Annotated in this window: 17 protein-coding genes and 1 tRNA gene; 15 read left to right on the top strand and 3 right to left on the bottom strand. The window is 54.9% G+C overall.

Going from position 1 to position 21,950, the window contains the following annotated elements; translation table 11 throughout:
- The 3 genes from CMO10_RS07120 to CMO10_RS07110 form a co-directional block, all read left to right on the top strand.
- Positions 1–883, top strand: an 883-nt coding sequence (locus CMO10_RS07120; protein WP_297020128.1) for an adenylate/guanylate cyclase domain-containing protein, incomplete at its 5' end; no start/stop codon positions are given.
- A 308-nt stretch (positions 884–1,191) separates the two neighbouring features.
- Positions 1,192–1,356 carry a DUF1127 domain-containing protein gene (locus CMO10_RS07115; protein WP_297020127.1) on the top strand — a complete coding sequence of 55 codons (165 nt, stop codon included), beginning with the start codon at positions 1,192–1,194 and terminating at the stop codon, positions 1,354–1,356.
- Between the two features lie 223 nt (positions 1,357–1,579).
- A complete protein-coding gene (locus CMO10_RS07110) occupies positions 1,580–3,127 on the top strand; it encodes a cryptochrome/deoxyribodipyrimidine photo-lyase family protein (protein WP_297020126.1) in 1,548 nt (515 codons plus the stop codon).
- 3 nt (positions 3,128–3,130) lie between these two features.
- Here CMO10_RS07110 and CMO10_RS07105 read toward each other — a convergent pair whose 3' ends face one another.
- Complete coding sequence (locus tag CMO10_RS07105) at positions 3,131–4,708, bottom strand: cryptochrome/photolyase family protein (RefSeq protein ID WP_297020125.1); 1,578 nt, start codon at positions 4,706–4,708, stop codon at positions 3,131–3,133.
- Positions 4,709–4,971: 263 nt separating this feature from the next.
- Here CMO10_RS07105 and bfr (CMO10_RS07100) point away from each other — a divergent pair, with 263 nt between their 5' ends.
- The 5 genes from bfr (CMO10_RS07100) (at position 4,972) to CMO10_RS07080 (ending at position 9,527) form a co-directional block, all read left to right on the top strand.
- Entirely contained in the window at positions 4,972–5,448 is a 477-nt protein-coding gene (bfr, locus tag CMO10_RS07100; protein ID WP_044826901.1) for a bacterioferritin, read from the top strand.
- A 21-nt stretch (positions 5,449–5,469) separates the two neighbouring features.
- A complete protein-coding gene (gene bfr, locus CMO10_RS07095; RefSeq protein ID WP_297020124.1) occupies positions 5,470–5,961 on the top strand; it encodes a bacterioferritin in 492 nt (163 codons plus the stop codon).
- A gap of 176 nt (positions 5,962–6,137) precedes the next feature.
- Entirely contained in the window at positions 6,138–8,627 is a 2,490-nt protein-coding gene (locus CMO10_RS07090; RefSeq protein WP_297020123.1) for a heavy metal translocating P-type ATPase, read from the top strand.
- A 3-nt stretch (positions 8,628–8,630) separates the two neighbouring features.
- A complete protein-coding gene (gene cueR, locus CMO10_RS07085) occupies positions 8,631–9,014 on the top strand; it encodes a Cu(I)-responsive transcriptional regulator (protein WP_044826802.1) in 384 nt (127 codons plus the stop codon).
- A gap of 36 nt (positions 9,015–9,050) precedes the next feature.
- A complete protein-coding gene (locus CMO10_RS07080) occupies positions 9,051–9,527 on the top strand; it encodes a c-type cytochrome (RefSeq protein ID WP_297020120.1) in 477 nt (158 codons plus the stop codon).
- Positions 9,528–9,600: 73 nt separating this feature from the next.
- On the opposite strand, the gene CMO10_RS07075 is transcribed toward CMO10_RS07080, so the two are convergent.
- Positions 9,601–10,713: a PAS domain-containing sensor histidine kinase gene (locus CMO10_RS07075; RefSeq protein WP_297020118.1), complete on the bottom strand. Its 1,113-nt coding sequence runs from the start codon at positions 10,711–10,713 to the stop codon at positions 9,601–9,603.
- A gap of 35 nt (positions 10,714–10,748) precedes the next feature.
- Positions 10,749–11,999 carry a D-amino acid dehydrogenase gene (locus CMO10_RS07070; RefSeq protein WP_297020115.1) on the bottom strand — a complete coding sequence of 417 codons (1,251 nt, stop codon included), beginning with the start codon at positions 11,997–11,999 and terminating at the stop codon, positions 10,749–10,751.
- A 195-nt stretch (positions 12,000–12,194) separates the two neighbouring features.
- Here CMO10_RS07070 and CMO10_RS07065 point away from each other — a divergent pair, with 195 nt between their 5' ends.
- From CMO10_RS07065 to lon, 7 genes are all read left to right on the top strand, one after another.
- Positions 12,195–13,658, top strand: a complete 1,464-nt coding sequence (locus tag CMO10_RS07065) for an NAD(P)H-hydrate dehydratase (protein WP_297020112.1) — start codon at positions 12,195–12,197, stop codon at positions 13,656–13,658.
- Positions 13,659–13,808: 150 nt separating this feature from the next.
- Entirely contained in the window at positions 13,809–15,203 is a 1,395-nt protein-coding gene (locus CMO10_RS07060; RefSeq protein ID WP_297020109.1) for a malonyl-CoA decarboxylase, read from the top strand.
- Between the two features lie 168 nt (positions 15,204–15,371).
- Positions 15,372–15,456 (top strand) — tRNA-Leu (locus CMO10_RS07055).
- Between the two features lie 112 nt (positions 15,457–15,568).
- Entirely contained in the window at positions 15,569–17,041 is a 1,473-nt protein-coding gene (tig, locus tag CMO10_RS07050; protein ID WP_044826797.1) for a trigger factor, read from the top strand.
- A gap of 44 nt (positions 17,042–17,085) precedes the next feature.
- The gene (clpP, locus tag CMO10_RS07045) at positions 17,086–17,715 is read left to right on the top strand and encodes an ATP-dependent Clp endopeptidase proteolytic subunit ClpP (RefSeq protein ID WP_297020105.1); all 630 of its coding nucleotides are present in this window, start codon (positions 17,086–17,088) and stop codon (positions 17,713–17,715) included.
- A gap of 301 nt (positions 17,716–18,016) precedes the next feature.
- Positions 18,017–19,282, top strand: coding sequence for an ATP-dependent Clp protease ATP-binding subunit ClpX (gene clpX, locus CMO10_RS07040; RefSeq protein WP_044826795.1), 1,266 nt, complete (start codon positions 18,017–18,019; stop codon positions 19,280–19,282).
- Between the two features lie 142 nt (positions 19,283–19,424).
- A complete protein-coding gene (gene lon / locus CMO10_RS07035; RefSeq protein ID WP_044826794.1) occupies positions 19,425–21,836 on the top strand; it encodes an endopeptidase La in 2,412 nt (803 codons plus the stop codon).
- The last annotated feature ends 114 nt before the right edge of the window (positions 21,837–21,950 follow it).

Raw genomic sequence — 21,950 nt, 5'->3', positions numbered from 1 at the left:
TCATCACCCGCTGGTGGGCGAACTGATCGGGATGGGGCTGACCGATTATTATTGTACCCGTGTGCGCTTTAGTGGCGGTCGCTGGTGTGTACTGACCATCGCAACCGATCAGTCTGATGGGTTTGACGATACAGAAATCACCTGTTTTGACGGGTTGCTTGATCATATCGGTGTGGTGCTTGAACTTCATGTCACCAAACGGATCGAACATTCCCTGCTTGATACCTATCTTGGCGAGCGGACCGGTGCGCGCGTCATGCATGGCCATATTCGCCGTGGTGACGGGGAGACCATTCGCGCGGCTCTCTGGTTTAGTGATGTGCGCGATTTCACCGTGCTGACCGAAACCCTGTCGGTCGAACAGCTCCTTGATAGTCTCAATGTCTATTTCGAAACGGTCGAACGTGCAGTTCGTGCTCATGGCGGGGAGATTTTGCGGTTTGTCGGCGATGCAATGTTGATTGTCTTTGCCCAGGAAAACGATCAGACCGCTGAAACCGTCTGCGAAAACGCCCTGCGTGCGGCGAAGGCCGCGCTTGCGGATCTCGCCAAGGTCAATAAAGACCGATCAAAGGGCGGTTTGCCATCACTGCGTTTTGGTGTCGGGCTTCATTACGGCGAAGTGGTCTATGGCAATGTTGGCGGGACGCACCGGCTTGATTTCACTGTCATGGGGGTGGCGGTCAATCGTACTGCCCGGCTTGAAAGCCTGACCAAACAAATTGGCACGCCCTTATTGATGTCTGACGTGCTGGCAAGCCACATCTCAGAGCCGACGGTCTGTTGCGGTGACTTCGCGGTCAAAGGTGTTGCCGAACCACTCACCGTACATGCCCTTGAATCTGCTTTGCCTTTTGCGCCGGCTTCTGAAGCCAAGGATTAGGGTCGGGATCAGGGTAGGCGGTTTCGGCTGGAATGCAGGTGAAACATTGCATTGCAGCATTCCCGCTCAGGCACAATTCAACTCAAAACATCAGACTTAACTGCCTTATCAGCCACGGATTGTCGGCTATGTTCGGCGAGGAAGTGTTCATCTGTGAATAAATGGCACAGATGATATGCATGTTTTGGTGGTTGAGGATCAAATGCAATTTCGACATATTGCAACGCGAAGCAAGCCAGTGAATGCGCCAGACAGTTGGAGATCTTCTTCAAGGCAGCATTCGAATTTGTAACCCAAGGAGGTTCAACATGTTCCTGTCCAGTATTCTTGTTGCTGTTCGCCGTTGGGCCTATGCACGCTCGGTTGCGAATGAACTTTACGGTCTTGATAAGCGCGATCTTGATGATGTCGGGATTTCCCCGTGGCAGATCAAAGAGGTTGCTCGTAAAGCAGCTCGTGACGCGATTGCATAACGCTCGCACCATATAGGCACCCGTCAATCGGGATTGCCAATGCTAAAGCCGGACCTTGTCCGGCTTTTTGTGTTTCTGGGCCAAACCAATCCGGACCCCTTGGGCCAGCGTATGGAAGCAATGCTTCTGTAATTGCGAGATAGCTTTGCATGCCGCTGGACACTTCCCGAAAATCCCCCACTTTCCCTGTATCGGGCGCCGAGATGATCATGGAGGCGCTTTGATGCGCCAGCCCATTACCGTTGTCTGGTTCAAGCGCGATCTGCGTCTGCATGACCATGCTGCACTCACGGCTGCTGTGCGCGATGGATTTCCTGTGCTTCTGCTTTATGCCGTTGAGCCGGCCTATTGGCATCTGCCAGATACATCAGCGCGTCACTGGCAGTTTGTCCGGGCATCCCTTAAGGAACTGGCGGCGGAGGCGCAAACGCTTGGTCAATTAATGACCGTGCGGGTTGGCAATGTCGTTGATGTGTTGGGTGAACTTGCAAACAGGTTCGATATTCGCGCCATTCACGCACATGCCGAAACCGGCAATCTCTGGACCTATCAGCGTGATCTGCAAGTGCTGGACTGGACACGCGAAAAGGGGATTGTCGTGCATGAACATCGCCAGTTTGCGGTACTCCGGGGCAGGCTTGATCGCGATTACTGGCACGGCGCCTGGCAAAGATTTTTTGCGGATCGTCCTTCTGGACAAGTGCGGTTTGAAACGCCTGCGTTGGATATCGATCCCGGTACAATTCCTGAACATCCTGTGGCTCATCTTTCAGCTTTCTGTGCAAATCCGCAAATCGGTGGGCGTGCTGCGGGCATCAGGCTGCTGGATAGTTTTCTAGCCCATCGCGGACAGCGTTATCACCGCGAAATGTCATCACCGCGCACGGCCTTTGAAAGCTGCTCACGTTTAAGTGCCCATATTGCCTATGGCACGGTATCACTGCGTGAAATCATCCATGCGGTACGTGATCGGCGTTGCGACATCCATGCTTTGCCGGCACCTGAACGCCCCAAAGGTTTCCTGTCGGCTCTCAAGGCCTATGAAAGCCGGCTGCACTGGCATTGCCATTTCGTGCAAAAGCTTGAAACTACGCCATCGATCGAGGTGGAAAACCTCCATCCCGCTTATGATGGTTTGAGGCCCGATCATCCCGATGATCCCGGTCTTATGGCCTGGAAAACGGGGCAAACCGGGTTTCCGTTTATTGATGCCTGCATGCGCGCCCTTGATCATACCGGCTGGATCAATTTTCGCATGCGCGCCATGCTGACGGCCTTTGTCAGCTATCAGCTCTGGCAACATTGGCGCGAACCGTCATTGCATCTGGCAGCGCAATTTGTCGATTACGAACCGGGCATTCATTACCCGCAAATTCAAATGCAGTCCGGCACAACCGGCATCAACACACCGCGCATCTATAACCCGGTCAAACAATCCAATGATCAGGATCCGGATGGTGCGTTCATCCGCCGTTGGGTCCCGGAGCTGCGCCATGTTCCAGATGCCTTTATCCACGAGCCATGGCGGCTTGCCCCGATTGAGCAGATTGATCTTGGTGTCGAGATCGGAAAGCACTATCCGACCCCGATTGTCGATCATATGGCGGCCGCACGACATGCCCGGACACACATCTGGTCCATCCGCAAGAGTGATGATTTTCGTGATCAGGCGCAGAAGATCGTCACTCAACATGGCAGTCGCACATTCAAGCAAAGACGACCACCGGCCGGTCGGGATAAGACCGATCGGCAGATCACCTTTGATTTCTGAAACTCAGAACAGATCAGCCTGGGCCGGACTGGCGTTAAGGTTGCCTGCGTCAAGCTTGGCCAAAAACGCGTCGGCCTGATCGATCAGCTCGCGCTTGTTATCGTCCTTCATGCGTGCCCAGTTGCGATAGGGCATGCCAAGGCGCGGATTGTTGCCAAGCTTATCGGCATTGCGATCCATGAAATGCCAGTAAAGCGCGTTAAACGGGCAGGCGTCCGTGCCGGTATTCTTGCGCGGATTAAACTGGCATCCCTGACAATAATCCGACATCCGGTCGATATATTTGCCACTCGCCGCATAGGGTTTTGATGCCATCTTGCCGCCATCGGCATAAAGCGCCATGCCGAACGTGTTGGGAAGCTCAACCCATTCAAACGCATCGATATAGACCGCCAGATACCAGTCGCAGACTTCCTTGGGATCAAGCCCGGCAAGCAACGCGAAATTGCCGATTACCATCAGTCGCTGGATATGATGGGCATAGGCATTCTCAAGCGTTTCCCCAATCGCCTGCTTGAGGCAATTCATCGGCACATCCCCGTCCCAGAAGAACCCGGGCAGGGGGCGTTTTGCCTTGAAATGATTGTCGCTACCGTAATCCGGGCCAAGATACCAATAAAGACCCCGGACATATTCCCGCCAGCCAAGGATTTGGCGGATAAAGCCTTCGACGGCATTCAAGGGCCCCTTGCCCTCGTGATAGGCCTTCTCGACCGCGCGGCAGACTTCATCGGGCAGCAAAAGCCCGATATTGATGCACGGACTGATCAGGGAATGATACAGCGTGGCACTTTTTACCGTCATCGCATCCTGATAATCGCCAAAGCACGGCAAGCGGTGCGTGATGAACTGATCGAGTGCGATCAAGGCATTCTTGCGCGTTACCGGCCAGCCAAAGGACGTAACATTGCCTAGCGCATCGGGAAAGTCGTCCATGGCGCGATCAAGCAAAGCTTGCGTGATCTTGTCTGGCGCAAAGGTCTTGGGTGCGGGTGGGGTGACATCATCGGGCAGGCGTTTGCGGTTGTCGTGATCAAAGTTCCATTGCCCACCAACCGGTTTGCCATCGGGTTCTATCAGAATGCCGGTTTCGCGCCGTAAACCGCGATAGAAATACTCCATCCGCAATTCCTTGCGGTCTTTGGCAAAATCCTCAAACGCTTCGAGCGGTGCGAAGAACCGGTCATCGGGGCGAATATCTACTGATACGCCAAGCTTCTCGGACCAGCTTTCGATTTCGTGCTTTACCCGCCACTCGCCAGGCTGGGTGATGACGACATGCTTGATGTCATGCGCATCAATCGCTGCCTTGAGTGCCTCGGTAAACGATGCCACCGGACGGTCCTGATAATCGAAATATTCAACCTCAAAACCCTGATCGCGGAGCTCATTGGCGAAATGACGCATGGCTGAGAGGATCATCACGATCTTCTGGCGATGATGGGGAACGTATCTTGCCTCATCGCGCGGTTCGGCCATGACGATCAGGTCACGGTCGGGATCGGCATCTGAAAGGCTGGAAAGCCCGGGGGTGAGTTGATCACCAAGGACGAAACGAATGGTTTGAAAGCGGCGCTTCATGTTTTGCTTCAATCGATTGCACGGCAATTACGAGTCGTACGAAAACATGCGGGGAAAGGATCTTTGCGAAGGTGATTTTGGCCGAGCCGATTTTCATTCTCAGGGAAATCCGTGCGAATGATTTTTAGTCATTCAGACCAAGTAGCAAATTTCGGGAAAATCGGCTAAATTATTGATAATGGTAATCAAAGGCGCGTTTTTCCCTTGAAACGCAGAAGGGGGATTCCCACTATCTGCATAGCCCAACCATCAGGAGAGCCATGATGAAAGGTGATCCCAAGATCATCACATACCTTAATCGCATTCTGACCAACCAGTTGACTGCGATTAACCAGTATTTCCTGCATGCCAGAATGCTGCGGGACTGGGGCGTGGAAGAAATGGGCGAGTATGAGTACAAGCTCTCGATCAAGGAAATGAAACGCGCCGACGACACGATTGAGCGCATTCTGTTCCTCGAAGGTCTTCCCAACCTCCAGAACCTTAACAAACTGATGATCGGCGAAAACGTCGAAGAGATCATCAGTTGTGACATGAAATTTGAACTGGCGTCTCTGCCGCTGCTGCGCGAAGCCATCACCGCCTGCGAAAAGGCCGAGGACTTCGTGACCCGCGACCTGCTTGTGAAATTCCTTGAAGATCAGGAAGAGCATGTCGATTGGCTTGAGACCGAAGAATGGCAGCTCGAAAATGTCGGGATTGCAAACTTTATCCAGAGCCGTTCAGGCGACGGCGATTAATCAGATCAGGAGTATTACACCATGAAGGGTAGTAAAAAGGTCATCGCCGCGCTGAACAAACAGCTCACTGCCGAACTGTCGGCGGCGGATCAGTACAACACGCATGCAGAAATGTATGCCGATTGGGGCCTGCATTCGCTTTATGAGCGCATGCACCATGAAAAGGACGAGGAACTCGAACACGCAAAGCGTCTGATCGAGCGTATCCTGTTCCTTGAAGGTGTGCCCGACACCGCCTCGCGCGAACCGATCAAGATCGGCAAAACCGTGCCCGAGATGATGAAAAACGATCTCGAACACGAATATCACGTCATCAATCTTCTGAAAAAGGCGATCAAGATTGCCGAGGCAGAAGACGATTTCCAGACCCGCCAGATGCTGGTCGGGCTGCTTGATGACAGCGAGGAAGATCATGCTTACTGGATCGAACAGCAGATCCGCCTGATCGATATGATGGGCCTGCCAAACTACATTCAGTTCCGTGCTACCGGTGAACCCACCCCGCACGGCTGATCATCGATCCCGAACAAATCAAAAAGCCCCGGATTGGTTCCGGGGCTTTTTTGTTGCCTGATCGGCGGGTTTCAACGGTTTTCCATCAGTGAATCTTTTCGGCTTGACCTTCCAGTTGCTGGAAGCTCTATGTTCGCCCATATCTTAAAAAGACTCCTGAAGTGAGGTAACGTGATATGGACAGCCGGACCGACCAAATTGATGCCCCAACTGGCGGCACTGGTGGCGCTTCCGCCGGAACTGCGGCCGCAAATGATGACGATGTCAGCTTCCAGATCGAAGGCATGACCTGCGCGAACTGCGCCGGGCGCGTCGAGAAGGCGTTGGCCGCTGTCGACGGCGTGTCCGAAGCATCAGTCAATTTCGCCCTGAATTCGGCCAATGTCCATTTTGACCGCAGCAAGACCGACGCAGCGAGCCTTGCAAAGGCCGTCAATGATGCTGGCTACAGCGTTGTCGAAAATCAGCTGTCCTTTGATGTTGATGGCATGTCATGTGCCAACTGTGCGCTTCGGGTGGAAAAGGCCCTGGCAGCCTTACCGGGTGTTTCAACAGCCAGCGTCAATTTCGCCCTTGAGCGTGCAGATGTCTCGGCCGTGTCTGATAGCGTCAATGATGCGCGCGTGATCAAGGCGATCGAGGATGCCGGGTATCACGCAACCTCGCGCAACGGCCCGGCATCTGATGCTGCCAATGAAGAAAGCGCGGATAGTGTTGCCAAAAAGAAAACCGACAAATCCCTGATCCTGCTGGCAGTCTCGGCACTTCTGACCGCACCGCTGGTTCTGCAGATGGTCTGGATGAACCTTGGTGTGAATTACCATCTGCCGGCCTGGGTTGAACTGGTTCTGGCAACGCCGGTGCAGTTCTATATCGGGGCGCGGTTCTATAAGGGTGCGTTTGCAGCCCTTCGTCATCGCAGTGCCAATATGGATGTGCTGGTCGCCCTTGGGACGTCTGCGGCCTATTTCCTTTCCGTCTATAACATGATCACGGCCAATGCCGGTCAGGCTCACCTGTATTTCGAGGCGTCGGCTGCGATTGTCACCCTGATCCTTGCTGGCAAGATCATGGAAGAACGTGCCAAACGCGGTGCGTCGGCGGCCATCCGTGAATTGATGGCGCTCCGCCCGCGGCGCGCGCGCAAACTGGTCGAGGGCGAAGGCGAACAGGATGTCGCCGTCGAAAGCCTTTCGGTCGGTGATATTGTGCGTGTGCTGCCGGGGGAACGCCTGCCGGTCGATGGCACGGTGCGGGCAGGTGACAGTGAGCTTGATGAAAGCCTGATCACCGGTGAAACCCGCCCGGTCGCCCGGAAGCCCGGCGACGCGGTTGTCGGCGGTGCGGTCAATGGTACCGGACGGCTGGATATTGAAGTCCGGGCCGTTGGCGATGACACAACACTTTCGCGCATCATCCGTCTGGTCGAACAGGCCCAGACCGGCAAGGCGCCGGTTCAGAAGCTGGTTGACCGTGTCTCGGCCGTGTTTGTGCCGGTTGTGGTCGGCATCGCGCTTCTGACCCTGGCAGCCTGGCTGTTTACCGGCTTTGGGGCAGAGGCCTCTATTGTTGCGGCTGTGTCGGTTCTGGTGATTGCATGCCCCTGTGCTTTGGGCCTTGCCACACCAACCGCCCTTGTTGCCGGGACAGGGAGCGCGGCACGTAACGGTATTCTGATCCGCAATTTCGATGCGCTTGAACAGGCCCATAACGTCGATACCGTCATTTTTGATAAGACCGGCACGCTGACCGAAGGCACCCCGACGGTGCGTGATGTCGAAGCCGTCAATGGCATGGATCGCAACGACCTGCTTCGCCTGACAGCAGCCGTGCAGGCCGCCAGCGAACATCCTTTGGCGCGCGCCATTGTCTCGCTCGCCCGGGATGAGGGGCAGGAACTTTCAGATATCAACAACTTCAAGGGCAAAACCGGTGCCGGTGTCATGGCCGAGGTGGATGGTCGCAAGGTGATCGTTGGCTCCGAAGCACTGCTGAGCGATCAGAACATTGATTTGCCTGCAGATGACATCGCACAAGCGATCAAAAAGCATGAGGGCGAGGGACGCACAGTTATCCTGATTGCGATTGATGGCAGCTTTGCCGGTTACATGACGCTGGAAGATCGCATTCGCGAAAATGCCAAACAGGCGATTGCCGACCTCAAGGCACGCGGCATCGCATCGATCATGCTGTCTGGCGACAGTCAGGATGTTGCAAGCCACGTGGCGCGTGAACTGGGCCTTGAACGCGGCGAAGGTCGCATCCGCCCGCAGGACAAGGCGCTTGAGGTCGAAAAACTCCGTAAGGAAGGCCGTCATGTTGCCATGGTCGGCGATGGCATCAATGATGCCCCGGCACTGGCCGCAGCCGATGTCGGTATTGCCATGGGCGGTGGGACGGATGTTGCCATGGAAACGGCGGGCATTACCCTGATGCGCTCTGACCCGGCACTGGTATCCGCCGCGATTGATATTTCCATCGCCACCCGGCGCAAGATCGCGCAGAACCTGTTTTGGGCCTTTGCCTATAACGTGGTCGGAGTGCCGCTGGCGGCCCTTGGCGTGCTTAGCCCGGCGATTGCGGGTGCTGCGATGGCGCTGAGCTCCGTCTCGGTCGTTGGGAATTCCCTGACGCTGCGGCGCTGGAACGCAAAGGGACGGAGATAAGCCATGAATATTTCCGATGCTGCAATTGAATGCGGCCTTCCGGCAAAAACCATCCGCTATTACGAGGATATCGGGTTGGTCTCGCCGGGCCGCCTTGCCAATGGCTATCGCGATTATGACGAGGATGATCTGCACAAGCTGCGCTTCTTGCAGCGGGCACGGGGGCTTGGTTTTTCGGTCGAGGATTGCCGTGTGCTGCTGTCTTTGTACGAGGACCGCAATCGTGCCTCTGCTGATGTAAAGAAAATCGCCAAGACGCATCTGGGTGAAATCGAGCGCAAGATTGCTGAGCTGCAAAGCCTGCGCGATACGCTGTCGGACCTTGTGCAGTCGTGCCACGGCGATGATCGACCGAACTGCCCGATTATTAATGATCTAGCGCGCTAAAGCGTCCCGATACCCGAATGAATGTGAGAGAGAAAATTGAACAATAAAGGCGTTATGGCGCTCGGCGCGTTGATCGGTGCGGCGATCATGTATGGCATCGTCAGCTATTTTATTCCCGCTGGCACGGACCAGAATGTTGAGCTGCGCCCGGATGATCTGCAACTGGTCGCGTTTGGCAAGAAGGTCTATGACGCCAATTGCGCGTCCTGCCACGGTGCAAAGCTTCAGGGAGAAGCCAACTGGCGCGAACGCGGTGCGGATGGAATGCTTCCGGCACCGCCCCATGATGAAACCGGCCATACCTGGCATCATCCCGATGCGGTTTTGTTTGCGCTGACCAAATATGGCCCGGCGGCCATGGCAGGCGGCGATTACAAATCCGCCATGCAGGGCTATGACGGGGTGTTGAGTGACGAGGAAATCATTGCCAGCCTGTCCTACATCAAAAGCCGCTGGCCCCGCGAAGTCGTCGCGCGCCACGACCAGATCAATCAATCTGCCGCGGCACAGTAAGACCCCGATAAACCAAAAGACCCGCCCGGATATTCCGCAGCGGGTCTTTTGTCATATGGCATGAATTGGATGGTTACGGGCGCGGCAGGGTAATGCGCACCGTCGTTCCCTTGCCAACCGCACTTTCGATGCTAAGTCGCCCGCCATGCAGTTCGACCAGAAGTTTGGCCAGTGGCAGGCCAAGACCCGTACCGACACTTTCCTTCACCCCGGATGGATGCAGCTGCGAGAACCGGGCAAGTGCGCGGGGAATGTCATTCGGGCTCATGCCGACACCATTATCCTCGACGGCAAAAGTCACGTCCTCGTCCGTGGTGGTCAGGCCAAGGCGTATCTTGCCATGCTCGGGCGTGAACTTTGCCGCGTTACTCAGGATATTGATCAGGATCTGTTTGAGCTTCAGCTTGTCACACAGCATTGAAACGGGCGTATCTGGCAGATCAAATTGCAGCTCATGCCCGCGGCGCGAAATATCATCGCCAACAAGGCGTGCCGCATCGCGCATCACAGAACCCAGATCAGCCTCTTCAAGCTGCAAGGTCATGGAGCCGGCAGACAACTTCGAGACATCAAGGACGTTATTGACCAGCTCAAGCAGATGCTTGCCAGCTTCATAGACGTCACGGCCGCAATCGCGATAGCCATCGGGCAGATCGCCAAGCACGCCATGGGCAATCAGTTCGGAGTTGCCGATGATCGCATTAAGTGGTGTGCGCAATTCATGGCCCATATTGGCGATAAAGTCGGATTTCGATGCGTTGGCATCCGCCTGATTGCGGTTTTGTTCCATCAGGGTGCGTTCGGCCTGTTTCTGACGATCATTTTCAAGAAGCGTCATCAGAACCGCAGTACGCGTCTCATTGTTCTGGAAATATTCAAGCGGGGCGATGGACAGATCGCAAACATGGTTTTCCTTGGACGCGCCGACCAGGATGATGTCCCCGCGCCAGGTCCGGCCAGACGAAAAAACGTCTTCGATATCGCTCATCAAACCTTTGGAGATAAAGCCCGCCTTGCGGCCAATCATGCGGTCGCGTGTAACGCCGATCATGCGCGCGATGGCCTCGTTGCATTGCATGACAATGCCGCTACGGTCGCAAATAACGGCAGCATAGGGCAGGGCGTTCAGAACAACCTGATCCGCCAATGGCACACTGGTTGAGCCAATTGGTGTGTTGCTGGTCATGTCGGCACGTGATCCCATGATTTTAAGGTCGCACGCTAGAAGCGTGCGATACCCAGCCCCGTCAAAGAGATGTCAGGTGATTTATTGCTGATAAGATCGGCGACTGCTTTTGCGGATCCGCAACTCATAGTCCAACCCAACGTCCCATGCCCCGTATTGAGGTAAAGATTACCATACTTTGTGCCGCCAAGAATAGGGGCAGAATCCGGTGTTACGGGGCGCAAACCCGCCCAGAACCTGATGTTGGCGCGGTCGCCGGAATTCGGAAATAATTCCAGTGCCTTATCAACGATTAGTTGTTGGCGTCTTGGCGACATACGCAGGTCATAACCATCAAGTTCTGCGGTGCCTGCAACCCGAAGCTGTGTGCCAAGTCGCGAATACACCATCTTGACACTGTCATCGATGAGTGCTGTTTCAGGCGCGCCGGAATGGCCAGTCGTATCAATGCTGATCGAATAGCCCTTGCAAGGATAAATCGGCAGTTTGATGCCAAGCGGACGCAGCAATAGTGGGCTGTAACTGCCAAGACAGACAAGAAACGCGTCTGCCTTGATCTCGCCTGCATCCGTGTGAACAGCGGTAATCTTGCCGTGATCACGGCTAAGGCCGGTGACCGTGGTGTTGAAACGAAAATCCGCCCCCTTGGCAATGCAATGCGCGCTCAGGCTTTCGGTGAATTTGCGGGCATCACCGCTTTCATCATCCGGGGTAAAACTGCCGCCGATGATTGGGGCGTTTGAGCTGCGCAAGGCCGGCTCGATCTCAAGGCACTCTTCGTGGGAGACCAGCCTACGATTCAGGCCATATTCCTGCATCTGCGCGGAGGCCTTTTCAACCGCCGCCATATCCTGCTCATTGCGGCAGATATGCAGAATGCCGCGCGTGCTGTGATCATAACTGAGATCAAGCTCATCGCGCAGGTTGCGCAGACAATCACGGCTATAGATCGCAACCCGAAGCGCCTTTTCCAGATTGCGCTTTGCACGCGCATCAGTGCAGTTGCGTAAAAACCGCAAACCCCATGAAAACAGTTGCGGGTCAAAGCGCATCCGCACCAAAAGCGGCGCTTCTTCACGCCCAAGCCAGCTTATGATCTGTTTCGGGGTGGATGCATTCGCCCACGGCGTCGCGTGACAGGCGGAAATCTGACCGCCATTGGCAAAGCTTGTTTCCTGCGCACTGGCATGCTGGCGGTCAACGACCGTGACCTGATGGCCATTTTGCAAAAGATACCAGGCCGCCGTTGTCCCGATGACCCCGGCGCCCATGATGACAACATGCATGCGGGCAAAGCCTTGCTGCGGAAGTTCCGTGATGCGATCAGACGGTAAGCCTTTCTGCCAACTATCTGACTTGCGAATTTCGCTGCAATATAGTGGGGTGAAATTTAAATGGCTACAGCCGACTGGACCTGTTTTAAATGCTGATGCAACACACAGCATAAAGCTCAGAGATCACGATGAGGATGACGGGGTCACATGTTTGAAATCCTGACAACCGATCAGATGTACGAAGCAGACCGCCGCACGATCGAAGGCGGCGTTCCCGGCGACGTGCTGATGCAAAATGCCGGTCGCGTCGTGTTCGAGGAAATCATTCGTCACTGGTCGCCGCGTTCCGTCTCTGTGCTATGTGGTCCCGGCAATAATGGCGGCGATGGCTTTGCCATTGCCAAACTGCTGCGTGATGAAGGCTGGTCTGTTCGTTTGGGCCTGATGGGCGATATCGGGGACCTAAAAGGTGACGCCGCCCTGCATGCCGCGCGTTGGGAAGGGGCCACCGAACGGTTGTCACCGGCCCTTGTCGTCGGCGCGGATCTGGTGGTTGATTGCATCTTTGGTGCGGGTCTTGCGCGTGCGATTACCGGTGATTTTGCCGAACTGATCACGACGATTAATTCAAGCCCGTGCAGCGTTGTTGCGGTGGATGTGCCATCCGGCGTTGATGGCAATAGCGGCATGGTTTTGGGCGTTGGCGTGAAGGCCGACTTGACTGTCACCTTTTGCCGGGCCAAGCCCGGGCACTACCTTTTACCCGGTCGTTTGATGTGCGGCGAACTTGCGGTGCGTGATATCGGGATTACGGATCAGACGGTGCTTGATATTGCCCCTGCCTGCTGGCGCAACGATCCGGTTCTGTGGCGTGCAGGCATTCATTGGCCGGGCCTTGAAGGCCATAAATACCATCGCGGGCATCTTCTGGCCTTTGGCGGCAGTGCCATGACCGGTGCCACCCGCTTGGTCGCCCGTGCGGCCCGCAGGTCGGGGGTTGGTCTTCTGACGATTGTGTCAGAGGCCGCTGCATTGCCGGTCTATGCATCCGATACCCCGGGCAATATGACAGCCCCTATGACGTCGTTCGATACGCTGGTCAATGATTGCCGCCATAATGCTTTTGTCATCGGTCCGGGATTTGGTGTTGGTGATGAAACCCGCGCGCTGGTGCTAAAGCTTTTGCACCTGTGTCGTGCGACCGTGCTTGATGCCGATGCGCTCACAAGCTTTGCCGAAGATCCGTCTACATTGTGTTTTGCCGTGCAGGGACCAACGGTTCTGACCCCGCATGAGGGCGAATTTGCACGTCTGTTCCCCGATATCACCGGCGACAAGCTGTGTCGGGCGCGGGCGGCCGCCAAGCGCTGTGGCGCGACGGTTCTGATTAAGGGGGCAGATACCGTGATCGCGGCCCCCGACGGGCGGGCGGCAATCAGTGCGGTGGATGTACCCTGGCTGGCGACCGCCGGATCAGGCGATGTGTTGGCCGGGATCATTGGCGGATTGATGGCGCAGGGCATGGATAGCTTTGATGCCGCTTGCATGGGCGTCTGGCTGCATGCACGCGCTGGCGCAGATATCGGCCCGGGTCTGATTGCCGAAGATATCCCGGAACATCTTCCTAGCGTGTTGCGCGAACTCTGGTTGGCGTCGCGCAAAAAGGGATAAAGCGCGCTTTGCCGTCCAATAAGTCGTCCGGCACGCTGGCACTTGGTGTATAATCAACCGATATAATAACGATATGGCACGCCGCGACGGGAACAGCGCGCCCTGAGGAAACGAATTGAAGTTCTTCTGATATCGGAGTGGGAGACAGGCATGTCTCAGACGTTTCTCGACAGAACCCTTGATAACCTGCGCGGCGCTTGGCGCGAGTTGCGCGATAGCCCGGTGGTGCGCGGCCTTGGTTTTGATGAAAGCCAAACCCGCCATGACCGGTGGCGCGAACAGATTTCGGATTGTCTGGCAAGGCGCGGTGGGGCGGTCTCGGCCCGTGCGCGTGCGGCCGCCTTGGGGCATGATTTCCTGCGTCTGGATGATGCGGGCAAACGTGACTTCCTGCATCTTCTGGTCAATGAATTCGGGGTCGATCGCGACCGGGTGGCTGCCGTCATGTCCGACTGGACGGCGGCAGACGATCTGGCCGAGCAGGCATTGCTGGAGACCGAGCTACGCAGTGCTTTGGTGCCGCCATTTCGCTCAATCCTCAAGGAATTCAATTCCTTGCCGCAGGGGGTGAAGTTCCTGGTTGATCTGCGGGCTGATCTTTTGCGTTGGCGCAAGCAGGCCCCGGGCCTTGCCATTCTTGAACGTGATCTCAAGACATTATTGGCAAGCTGGTTTGATATCGGCTTTCTGGAACTAAGCCGCATTACCTGGAATTCCCCGGCAGCTCTTCTGGAAAAGCTCATCGCCTATGAAGCCGTTCACGCCATTCAAAGTTGGGATGATCTGAAACGGCGTCTGGCGTCAGATCGGCGCTGCTTTGCATTCTTCCACCCCGGCATGCCTGACGAGCCGCTGATATTCGTTGAAGTCGCCCTTGTGAACGGCATTGCCGGTAATGTCGATGCCCTGATCGAAAGCAAGGATGATGTCACAGGCGCAGCGGACAACGGTCCCAAAGCCGACACCGCCATATTCTATTCGATCTCGAACGCGCAGGCCGGTTTGGCCGGGATCAGTTTTGGCGACTTCCTGATCAAGCGTGTGGTGGCCGAACTCCAACGCGATCTGCCGCATCTCAAACAATTCTCGACCCTGTCGCCGATCCCGGCCTTGCGCAACTGGATGGATCGGCAGCTCGATACCATGGCCAAGGGCCACGAAACCGGCCTGCCCAAGGCGATTGAGGCTGCCTTGAATGATTGTGATGACCTGATGGGCCCAAAACCCCCGGTAACCAGCCCCGACGCGGTATCCGAACGCACGCGAACCAATATCGAATATCTGACGGCCTGGTATCTCTTGAATGCCAAGCGACCGGGCATGGAAACCGCATTTGATCCGGTCGCGCATTTCCATCTAAGCAACGGCGCGCGGGTCGAGCGCCTGAACTGGAACGGCAATGGTAAGGAAAATGGCTGGAATCAGTCATTCGGGATGATGGTGAACTATCTTTATGACCTCTCCACCATCGAAAAAAATCACGAAAGTTATGTCGGGCAGGGCAAAATTGCGGTTTCAAGTGCTGTAAAACGGCTGCTGCGTTAAGGCATCCAATATCCAAAATCGCTTGATTACCCTCATTTCGGGCCATGTTTTGCAGTTATTTTCGACAAGATTGCGATTGTCGAAAAGGCGATGCTTGCATGAGGGGATCGAAGTTTGTATTAAGGCGCACTCATTCCGGTGTGACCGGAGTGAATTCTATGCTTGTGTGCGGGTGTGGCGGAACTGGTAGACGCGCTGGATTTAGGTTCCAGTGGAGCAATCCGTGGGGGTTCGAGTCCCTTCACCCGTACCATAAGCAGCTGAAAATTTGATCGAGACCCATATTCGTTTAGTCATATTGACTTTCTGACGTCCGGACTGCGTCGCGTAACGGACATTATTCGAACCAAGCAAAAGAGTTATCTATGCAGGTTACTGAAACCAAAAACGAAGGCCTGGCGCGCGAGTTCAAAGTCGTCGTGCCCGCCGCACACATCGAAGAAAAAGTCGTCGCCAAACTCGACGAAATCAAGGATCAGGTTCGCCTGCCGGGCTTCCGTCCGGGCAAAATCCCGGCGAAACTCCTGCGCCAGCGTTATGGCCAGGCCGTCATGGGTGAAGTCCTTGAAGCCGCTGTCAACGAAAACACCGGCAAGGTTCTGAACGACAATGATCTGCGCCCGGCTGTTCAGCCGAAAATCGAAGTCACCAAATTCGATGAAGGCGGCGATCTGGAATTCGACATCGCAGTCGAAATCATCCCGGCTATTGAGGCGATGGACTTCAAAAAGCTGAAGCTGACCCGTGAAGTTGTTGAACTTGACGACAGCAAAGTGACCGAAACCCTTGAGCGTATCGCATCCGCCCAGGGTACGACCGCTCCGCTCGCACGTAAGCGCAAGTCCAAAGCTGGCGACGTTGTCGTGATCGACTTCCTCGGCAAAATTGGCGGTGAAGCGTTCGAAGGCGGTAAAGCCGAAGATTACGAACTCGAACTCGGTTCCGGTTCCTTCATCGAAGGTTTCGAAGATCAGCTAACCGGTGTGAACGCTGGTGACGAAATCGTCGTCAAAGTGAAATTCCCGGACGAATACGGTGCAGCAGAACTGGCCGGCAAAGACGCCGAGTTCGACGTTACCGTCAAGGAAATCAAGGAAAAGAAACCGGCTGAGCTGGATGACGAACTGGCCAAGAAACTCGGTCAGGAAAGCCTTGAGTCCCTCAAAGACGCCATTCGCAAGGACTTCGGCCGCGAATACGAATCGGTTTCCCGTCAGAAAATGAAGCGTCAGCTTCTTGACGCTCTGGCCGAAAACCACAGCTTCGAACTGCCGACTTCGCTGGTAGACAACGAACTGGAAGGCATCATCGGCCAGATCAAGCAGGCCCGTGAAGCTGGTCAGGAAGACGACGAAACCAAAGGCAAGTCTGAAGAAGAGCTGACCGCCGAGTTCCGCGAAATCGCAGAACGTCGCGTTCTTCTGGGCCTTCTGCTCGCAGAAGTCGGCCGTGAGAACGAGATCCAGGTCACTCAGGAAGACGTCAACAAGGTCCTCGTTGCCGAAGCCCAGAAATATCCGGGTCAGGAACAGCAGGTTATCGAATTCTATAAAAATAACCCGCAGGCCTTGCAGGCGCTTCAGGGCCCTGTATATGAAGACAAGGTCGTTGATTACATCGTCGAACTCGCGAAGGTAGAAGAAAAAACCGTTTCGGTTGAAGAACTTCTGAAGCCGGAAGAGGAAGACGAAGCTCCGAAGAAGAAATCGGCTGCTAAAAAGGCACCGGCGAAAAAGGACGCAGAGAAAAAGGCTCCGGCTAAAAAAGCCCCGGCCAAAAAAGCTGCAGCCAAGAAGCCGGCCGCTAAAAAAGCTGCTGACAAATCCGAAGAGAAGTAATCCGGCCGGAAACGGTTTAGGATCATGCAGGGAGATTGCAGTTGATGATTGAAGAACGGATGAATTCGCTTGTGCCGATGGTCGTTGAACAGACCAGCCGTGGCGAGCGTGCCTATGACATCTTTTCGCGGCTGCTCAAAGAGCGCATCGTTTTCATCAACGGTCAGGTTCATGACGGCATGTCGTCACTGATCTGTGCTCAGCTGCTGCACCTCGAATCGGAAAATCCGGATAAGGACATTTCGCTTTACATCAACTCACCGGGCGGTGTTGTGACCTCTGGGCTCGCCATCTATGACACCATGCAGTACATCCGTTGTGATGTTTCCACGGTGTGCATGGGGCAGGCGGCATCCATGGGCTCGCTGCTTCTGATGGCCGGTGCAAAGGGCAAGCGTTACTGCCTGCCGAATGCGCGTGTCATGATCCACCAGCCGTCTGGCGGCTTCCAGGGTCAGGCATCGGACATCGAAATTCACGCCCGTGAAATTCTGGCTCTGCGTCAGCGTCTTAACGAGATCTATGTCGAACATACCGGCCGTGATCTCAAGACCATCGAAGACGCAATGGAGCGTGACAACTTCCTCACCCCGGATCAGGCCAAGGAATTCGGTCTGATCGATGAGGTCGTTACCTCGCGTCCGAAGTCGGAAAGTGATGAAAAGAAAGACTGATCACCCAAGTGTGATTGGTGAAAACGCCCCGGTGATCTGCCGGGGCGTTTTTTTATGTCTTGCCTCATGGCAGTTTTAAGTCATAGACAAGTGTATGCGCTGGCTTTGGCGTTGATGTTCGGAACTTGCAGGCCGCCGGAACGTTTAGGTGATTAATGCAAGGGGTTTCGCAACTGTGGTGGCGAACCCATATCAAACTTGAAGCCATAAAGCCGAAAAGCGCAGATTAAACGTTGAGATCGGTATCGTTTACCGGCTAACATGGCGATAAAAGATAACGTCAAACGTAATTGGGGTTTGTATGAGCAAATCGAATAGCGGGGACTCCAAGAACACTCTGTACTGTTCTTTCTGTGGAAAGAGCCAGCACGAGGTTCGCAAGCTCATCGCCGGTCCAACCGTGTTCATCTGTGATGAATGCGTAGAGCTTTGCATGGACATCATCCGCGAAGAGCACAAAACACATCTCGTCAAATCGGCAGACGGGGTGCCTTCTCCGCAAGAGATTTGCAAGGTCCTTGATGACTATGTCATCGGTCAGGGCCATGCGAAGAAAGTTCTCTCTGTAGCGGTTCACAACCATTACAAACGCCTGCATCACGCCAGCAAGAATGAAGACATCGAACTGGCGAAATCGAACATCATGCTTGTCGGTCCGACCGGTTGCGGTAAAACGCTTCTGGCCCAGACCCTGGCTCGCATTCTTGATGTGCCGTTCACCATGGCAGATGCCACCACCCTGACCGAAGCCGGTTATGTTGGTGAGGATGTCGAAAACATCATTCTCAAGCTGCTGCAGGCTGCTGACTACAATGTCGAGCGTGCCCAGCGCGGCATCGTCTATATCGACGAAGTCGACAAGATTTCGCGCAAGTCCGACAACCCGTCCATCACGCGTGATGTCTCGGGCGAGGGCGTGCAGCAGGCATTGCTCAAGATCATGGAAGGCACTGTTGCTTCCGTTCCGCCGCAGGGTGGCCGGAAACATCCGCAACAGGAATTCCTGCAGGTCGACACCACCAACATCCTGTTCATCGTCGGCGGCGCGTTCGCTGGCCTGGACAAGGTGATCTCGCAGCGTGGCAAAGGCAGCGCAATCGGCTTTGGTGCCGATGTACGCGGCCCTGATGAACGCCGTGCCGGTGATGTCCTGCGTGAAGTTGAGCCGGAAGACCTTCTGAAATTCGGTCTGATCCCGGAATTCATCGGTCGTCTGCCGGTTCTGGCAACGCTTGAAGACCTCGACAATGACGCTCTGGTTCAGATTCTGACCGAGCCGAAAAACGCACTGATCAAGCAGTATCAGCGCCTGTTCGATATGGAAGATGTGAAACTCACCTTCCAGCCGGATGCGCTCAAGGCGATTGCTGACAAGGCAATTGAACGCAAGACCGGTGCGCGTGGTTTGCGCTCGATCATGGAAGGCATCCTGCTTGAAACCATGTTCGATCTGCCGACCATGGAAAGCGTCGAGGAAATCGTGATCAATGCCGACGTCGTTCAAGGAAAGGCAAAGCCGTTGCTGATCCATGCAGAACGTCGCGAAGGTGTTGAAAACACTGCCTGAACTTAATTCCCGCACCGGCATCTATTGCGGTGCGGGAAATTCAGATTATCTAACGATTATCTAAAACATGTTCGCGTTGCCTGCGGGGCCTATGAAAGGACCGCACAGCAGCGTTACGGCTCAGAGTAGGGAATAGAACATAATGGTCGAATTGGCGCGTGGCGAAATATACCCGGTGCTGCCGTTGCGTGACATTGTCGTGTTCCCGCACATGATTGTTCCGCTTTTTGTCGGACGTGAAAAATCGGTGCGTGCACTCGAAGATGTGATGCGTGAAGACAAGCAGATCCTGCTTGTCACCCAGAAAGACGCCGGTCTTGATGATCCGGCTGTCGAAGATCTCTATGAAATTGGTACTGTCGCAACTGTCTTGCAGCTTCTCAAGCTGCCGGACGGAACCGTCAAGGTATTGGTTGAAGGCGGGAAACGGGCCGAAATCACCGGCTATGTTGATAACCCGGAATTCTTCCAGGCCTATGGTTCGGTGCGTGAAGACAGTGACGAGGATGACAGCGAACTCGAAGCGCTGGCCCGTTCTGTCGTCACCCAGTTCGAACAGTACATCAAGCTGAACAAGAAAATTCCGCCTGAAGTTCTGGTTTCGGTCAATCAGATCGAAGAACCGGCCAAGCTTGCTGACACGGTGGCGTCCCACCTGTCGCTCAAGATTTCCGAAAAGCAGGAGCTTTTGGAAACCAAGCTTGTTGGCGATCGTCTGGAACGTATTTTCGGCTTTATGGAATCCGAAATTGGCGTGTTGCAGGTTGAAAAGAAAATCCGCAACCGCGTCAAACGCCAGATGGAGAAAACCCAGCGCGAGTACTATCTGAATGAGCAGCTTAAAGCCATTCAGAAGGAACTGGGCGAGGGCGAAGATGGCAAGGATGAAGCTTCTGAAATCGAAGAGAAGCTGAACAAGGCCAAAATGCCCAAGGAAGCCAAGGAAAAAGCACAGGCAGAACTCAAGAAACTGCGCAATATGAGCCCGATGTCGGCAGAAGCCACCGTGGTGCGCAACTATCTTGACTGGATGGTGTCCATTCCGTGGAACAAGCGTTCACGTGTTTCCCATGACCTGAAAAAGGCCAAGAAGGTTCTTGATAAAGAGCATTACGGTCTGGAAAAGGTCAAGGAACGCATCCTCGAATATTTAGCTGTTCAGGCGCGTACCAAAAAGGTCAAGGGCCCGATCCTTTGCCTCGTTGGTCCTCCCGGTGTTGGTAAGACCTCGCTTGGTAAATCCATGGCCAATGCGACCGGCCGCAGCTTCGTGCGCATGTCGCTTGGTGGCGTGCGCGATGAATCTGAAATCCGCGGTCATCGCCGGACCTATATCGGGTCCATGCCGGGCAAGATTGTCCAGGGCATGAAAAAGGCGAAATATTCCAACCCGCTGTTCCTTCTCGACGAGATCGAAAAGATGGGTTCGGACTTCCGTGGTGATCCCGCCTCGGCCCTGCTTGAGGTATTGGATCCAGAACAGAACGCGACCTTTAACGACCACTATCTCGAAGTCGATTACGATCTTTCGGATGTGATGTTCGTGACCACGGCCAACTCGCTTCGCATGCAGCAGCCGCTGCTTGACCGTATGGAAGTCATCCGGATTTCCGGTTACACCGAAGACGAGAAAGTCGAGATCGCCAAACGTCACCTCATTCCCAAGCAGGTTAAGGATAATGGCCTGAAGAAAGGGGAATGGAGCATTTCGGACGAAGCACTTCGTGATCTGATCCGTTATTACACCCGCGAAGCCGGTGTGCGTAGCCTCGAACGTGAACTGGCCAAACTGGCCCGTAAGGCGACCAAGCGTATCATGCTTGAAAACCTGAAAACGGTTCGTGTGACCCCGCGCACCCTTGGCAAATATGCCGGCATCCGTAAGTTCCGCTTCGGCGAGACCGAGGGTGAAGATCAGGTCGGTGTCGTGACCGGTCTTGCCTATACCGAGTTTGGTGGCGATCTGCTTCAGATCGAAGCTGTCACTGTTCCGGGTAAGGGCAACATGAAAACCACCGGTAAACTCGGTGAAGTCATGACGGAATCCATTCAGGCGGCGACCTCGTTTGTTCGTTCGCGTGCAGTTGATTTCGGGATCAAGCCGACCCTGTTCCAGAAACGCGACATCCACGTTCACGTGCCCGAAGGGGCAACGCCCAAAGACGGCCCGTCGGCCGGTGTGGGTATGGTGACCTCGGTTGTTTCGGTTCTGACGGGCAATCCGGTGCGCAAGGACGTCGCGATGACGGGTGAAGTCACCCTGCGTGGCCGTGTGCTTGCGATTGGTGGTTTGAAAGAAAAGCTTCTGGCTGCTCTGCGCGGCGGGGTGAAAACTGTCCTGATCCCGCAGGAGAACGAAAAGGATCTCGAAGAGATTCCTGACAACGTCAAACGCGGCATGGAAATCATTCCGGTGTCCCATGTTGACGAAGTTCTGAGCCACGCATTGGTCAATCCGCTCGTCCCGATCGAATGGGAAGAAGAGGTTGATGATGTTGCCGTCAAATCCAAGGACGGCGAAGAATCGGATATCGGCGGTGTGACGACTCACTAAAGATCGTCATAACCGGCAGAAAACAAGGGGAACGACCACGTCGTTCCCCTTTTTCTGTGGATAACTTTGCCCAAGAATCGGCGNAGGNNCATGTCGNGATTGGTGTAAAGCGCA

Source organism: Thalassospira sp. (assembly GCF_002709775.1).
Lineage (GTDB): Bacteria > Pseudomonadota > Alphaproteobacteria > Rhodospirillales > Thalassospiraceae > Thalassospira.
The sequence above is the reverse complement of the archived record's forward strand: the minus strand, read 5'-3'. Positions and strand labels throughout refer to the sequence as shown.

Coding starts and splice junctions, on each gene's coding strand:
- CMO10_RS07090 (WP_297020123.1), top strand. CDS start 6,138: ATGGACAGCCGGACCGACCAAATTGATGCCCCAACTGGCGGCACTGGT.
- clpP (WP_297020105.1), top strand. CDS start 17,086: ATGATTGAAGAACGGATGAATTCGCTTGTGCCGATGGTCGTTGAACAG.
- CMO10_RS07110 (WP_297020126.1), top strand. CDS start 1,580: ATGCGCCAGCCCATTACCGTTGTCTGGTTCAAGCGCGATCTGCGTCTG.
- clpX (WP_044826795.1), top strand. CDS start 18,017: ATGAGCAAATCGAATAGCGGGGACTCCAAGAACACTCTGTACTGTTCT.
- CMO10_RS07060 (WP_297020109.1), top strand. CDS start 13,809: ATGTCTCAGACGTTTCTCGACAGAACCCTTGATAACCTGCGCGGCGCT.
- CMO10_RS07105 (WP_297020125.1), bottom strand. CDS start 4,708: ATGAAGCGCCGCTTTCAAACCATTCGTTTCGTCCTTGGTGATCAACTC.
- bfr (WP_297020124.1), top strand. CDS start 5,470: ATGAAGGGTAGTAAAAAGGTCATCGCCGCGCTGAACAAACAGCTCACT.
- tig (WP_044826797.1), top strand. CDS start 15,569: ATGCAGGTTACTGAAACCAAAAACGAAGGCCTGGCGCGCGAGTTCAAA.
- lon (WP_044826794.1), top strand. CDS start 19,425: ATGGTCGAATTGGCGCGTGGCGAAATATACCCGGTGCTGCCGTTGCGT.
- bfr (WP_044826901.1), top strand. CDS start 4,972: ATGAAAGGTGATCCCAAGATCATCACATACCTTAATCGCATTCTGACC.
- CMO10_RS07115 (WP_297020127.1), top strand. CDS start 1,192: ATGTTCCTGTCCAGTATTCTTGTTGCTGTTCGCCGTTGGGCCTATGCA.
- CMO10_RS07075 (WP_297020118.1), bottom strand. CDS start 10,713: ATGACCAGCAACACACCAATTGGCTCAACCAGTGTGCCATTGGCGGAT.
- CMO10_RS07065 (WP_297020112.1), top strand. CDS start 12,195: ATGTTTGAAATCCTGACAACCGATCAGATGTACGAAGCAGACCGCCGC.
- cueR (WP_044826802.1), top strand. CDS start 8,631: ATGAATATTTCCGATGCTGCAATTGAATGCGGCCTTCCGGCAAAAACC.
- CMO10_RS07070 (WP_297020115.1), bottom strand. CDS start 11,999: ATGCATGTTGTCATCATGGGCGCCGGGGTCATCGGGACAACGGCGGCC.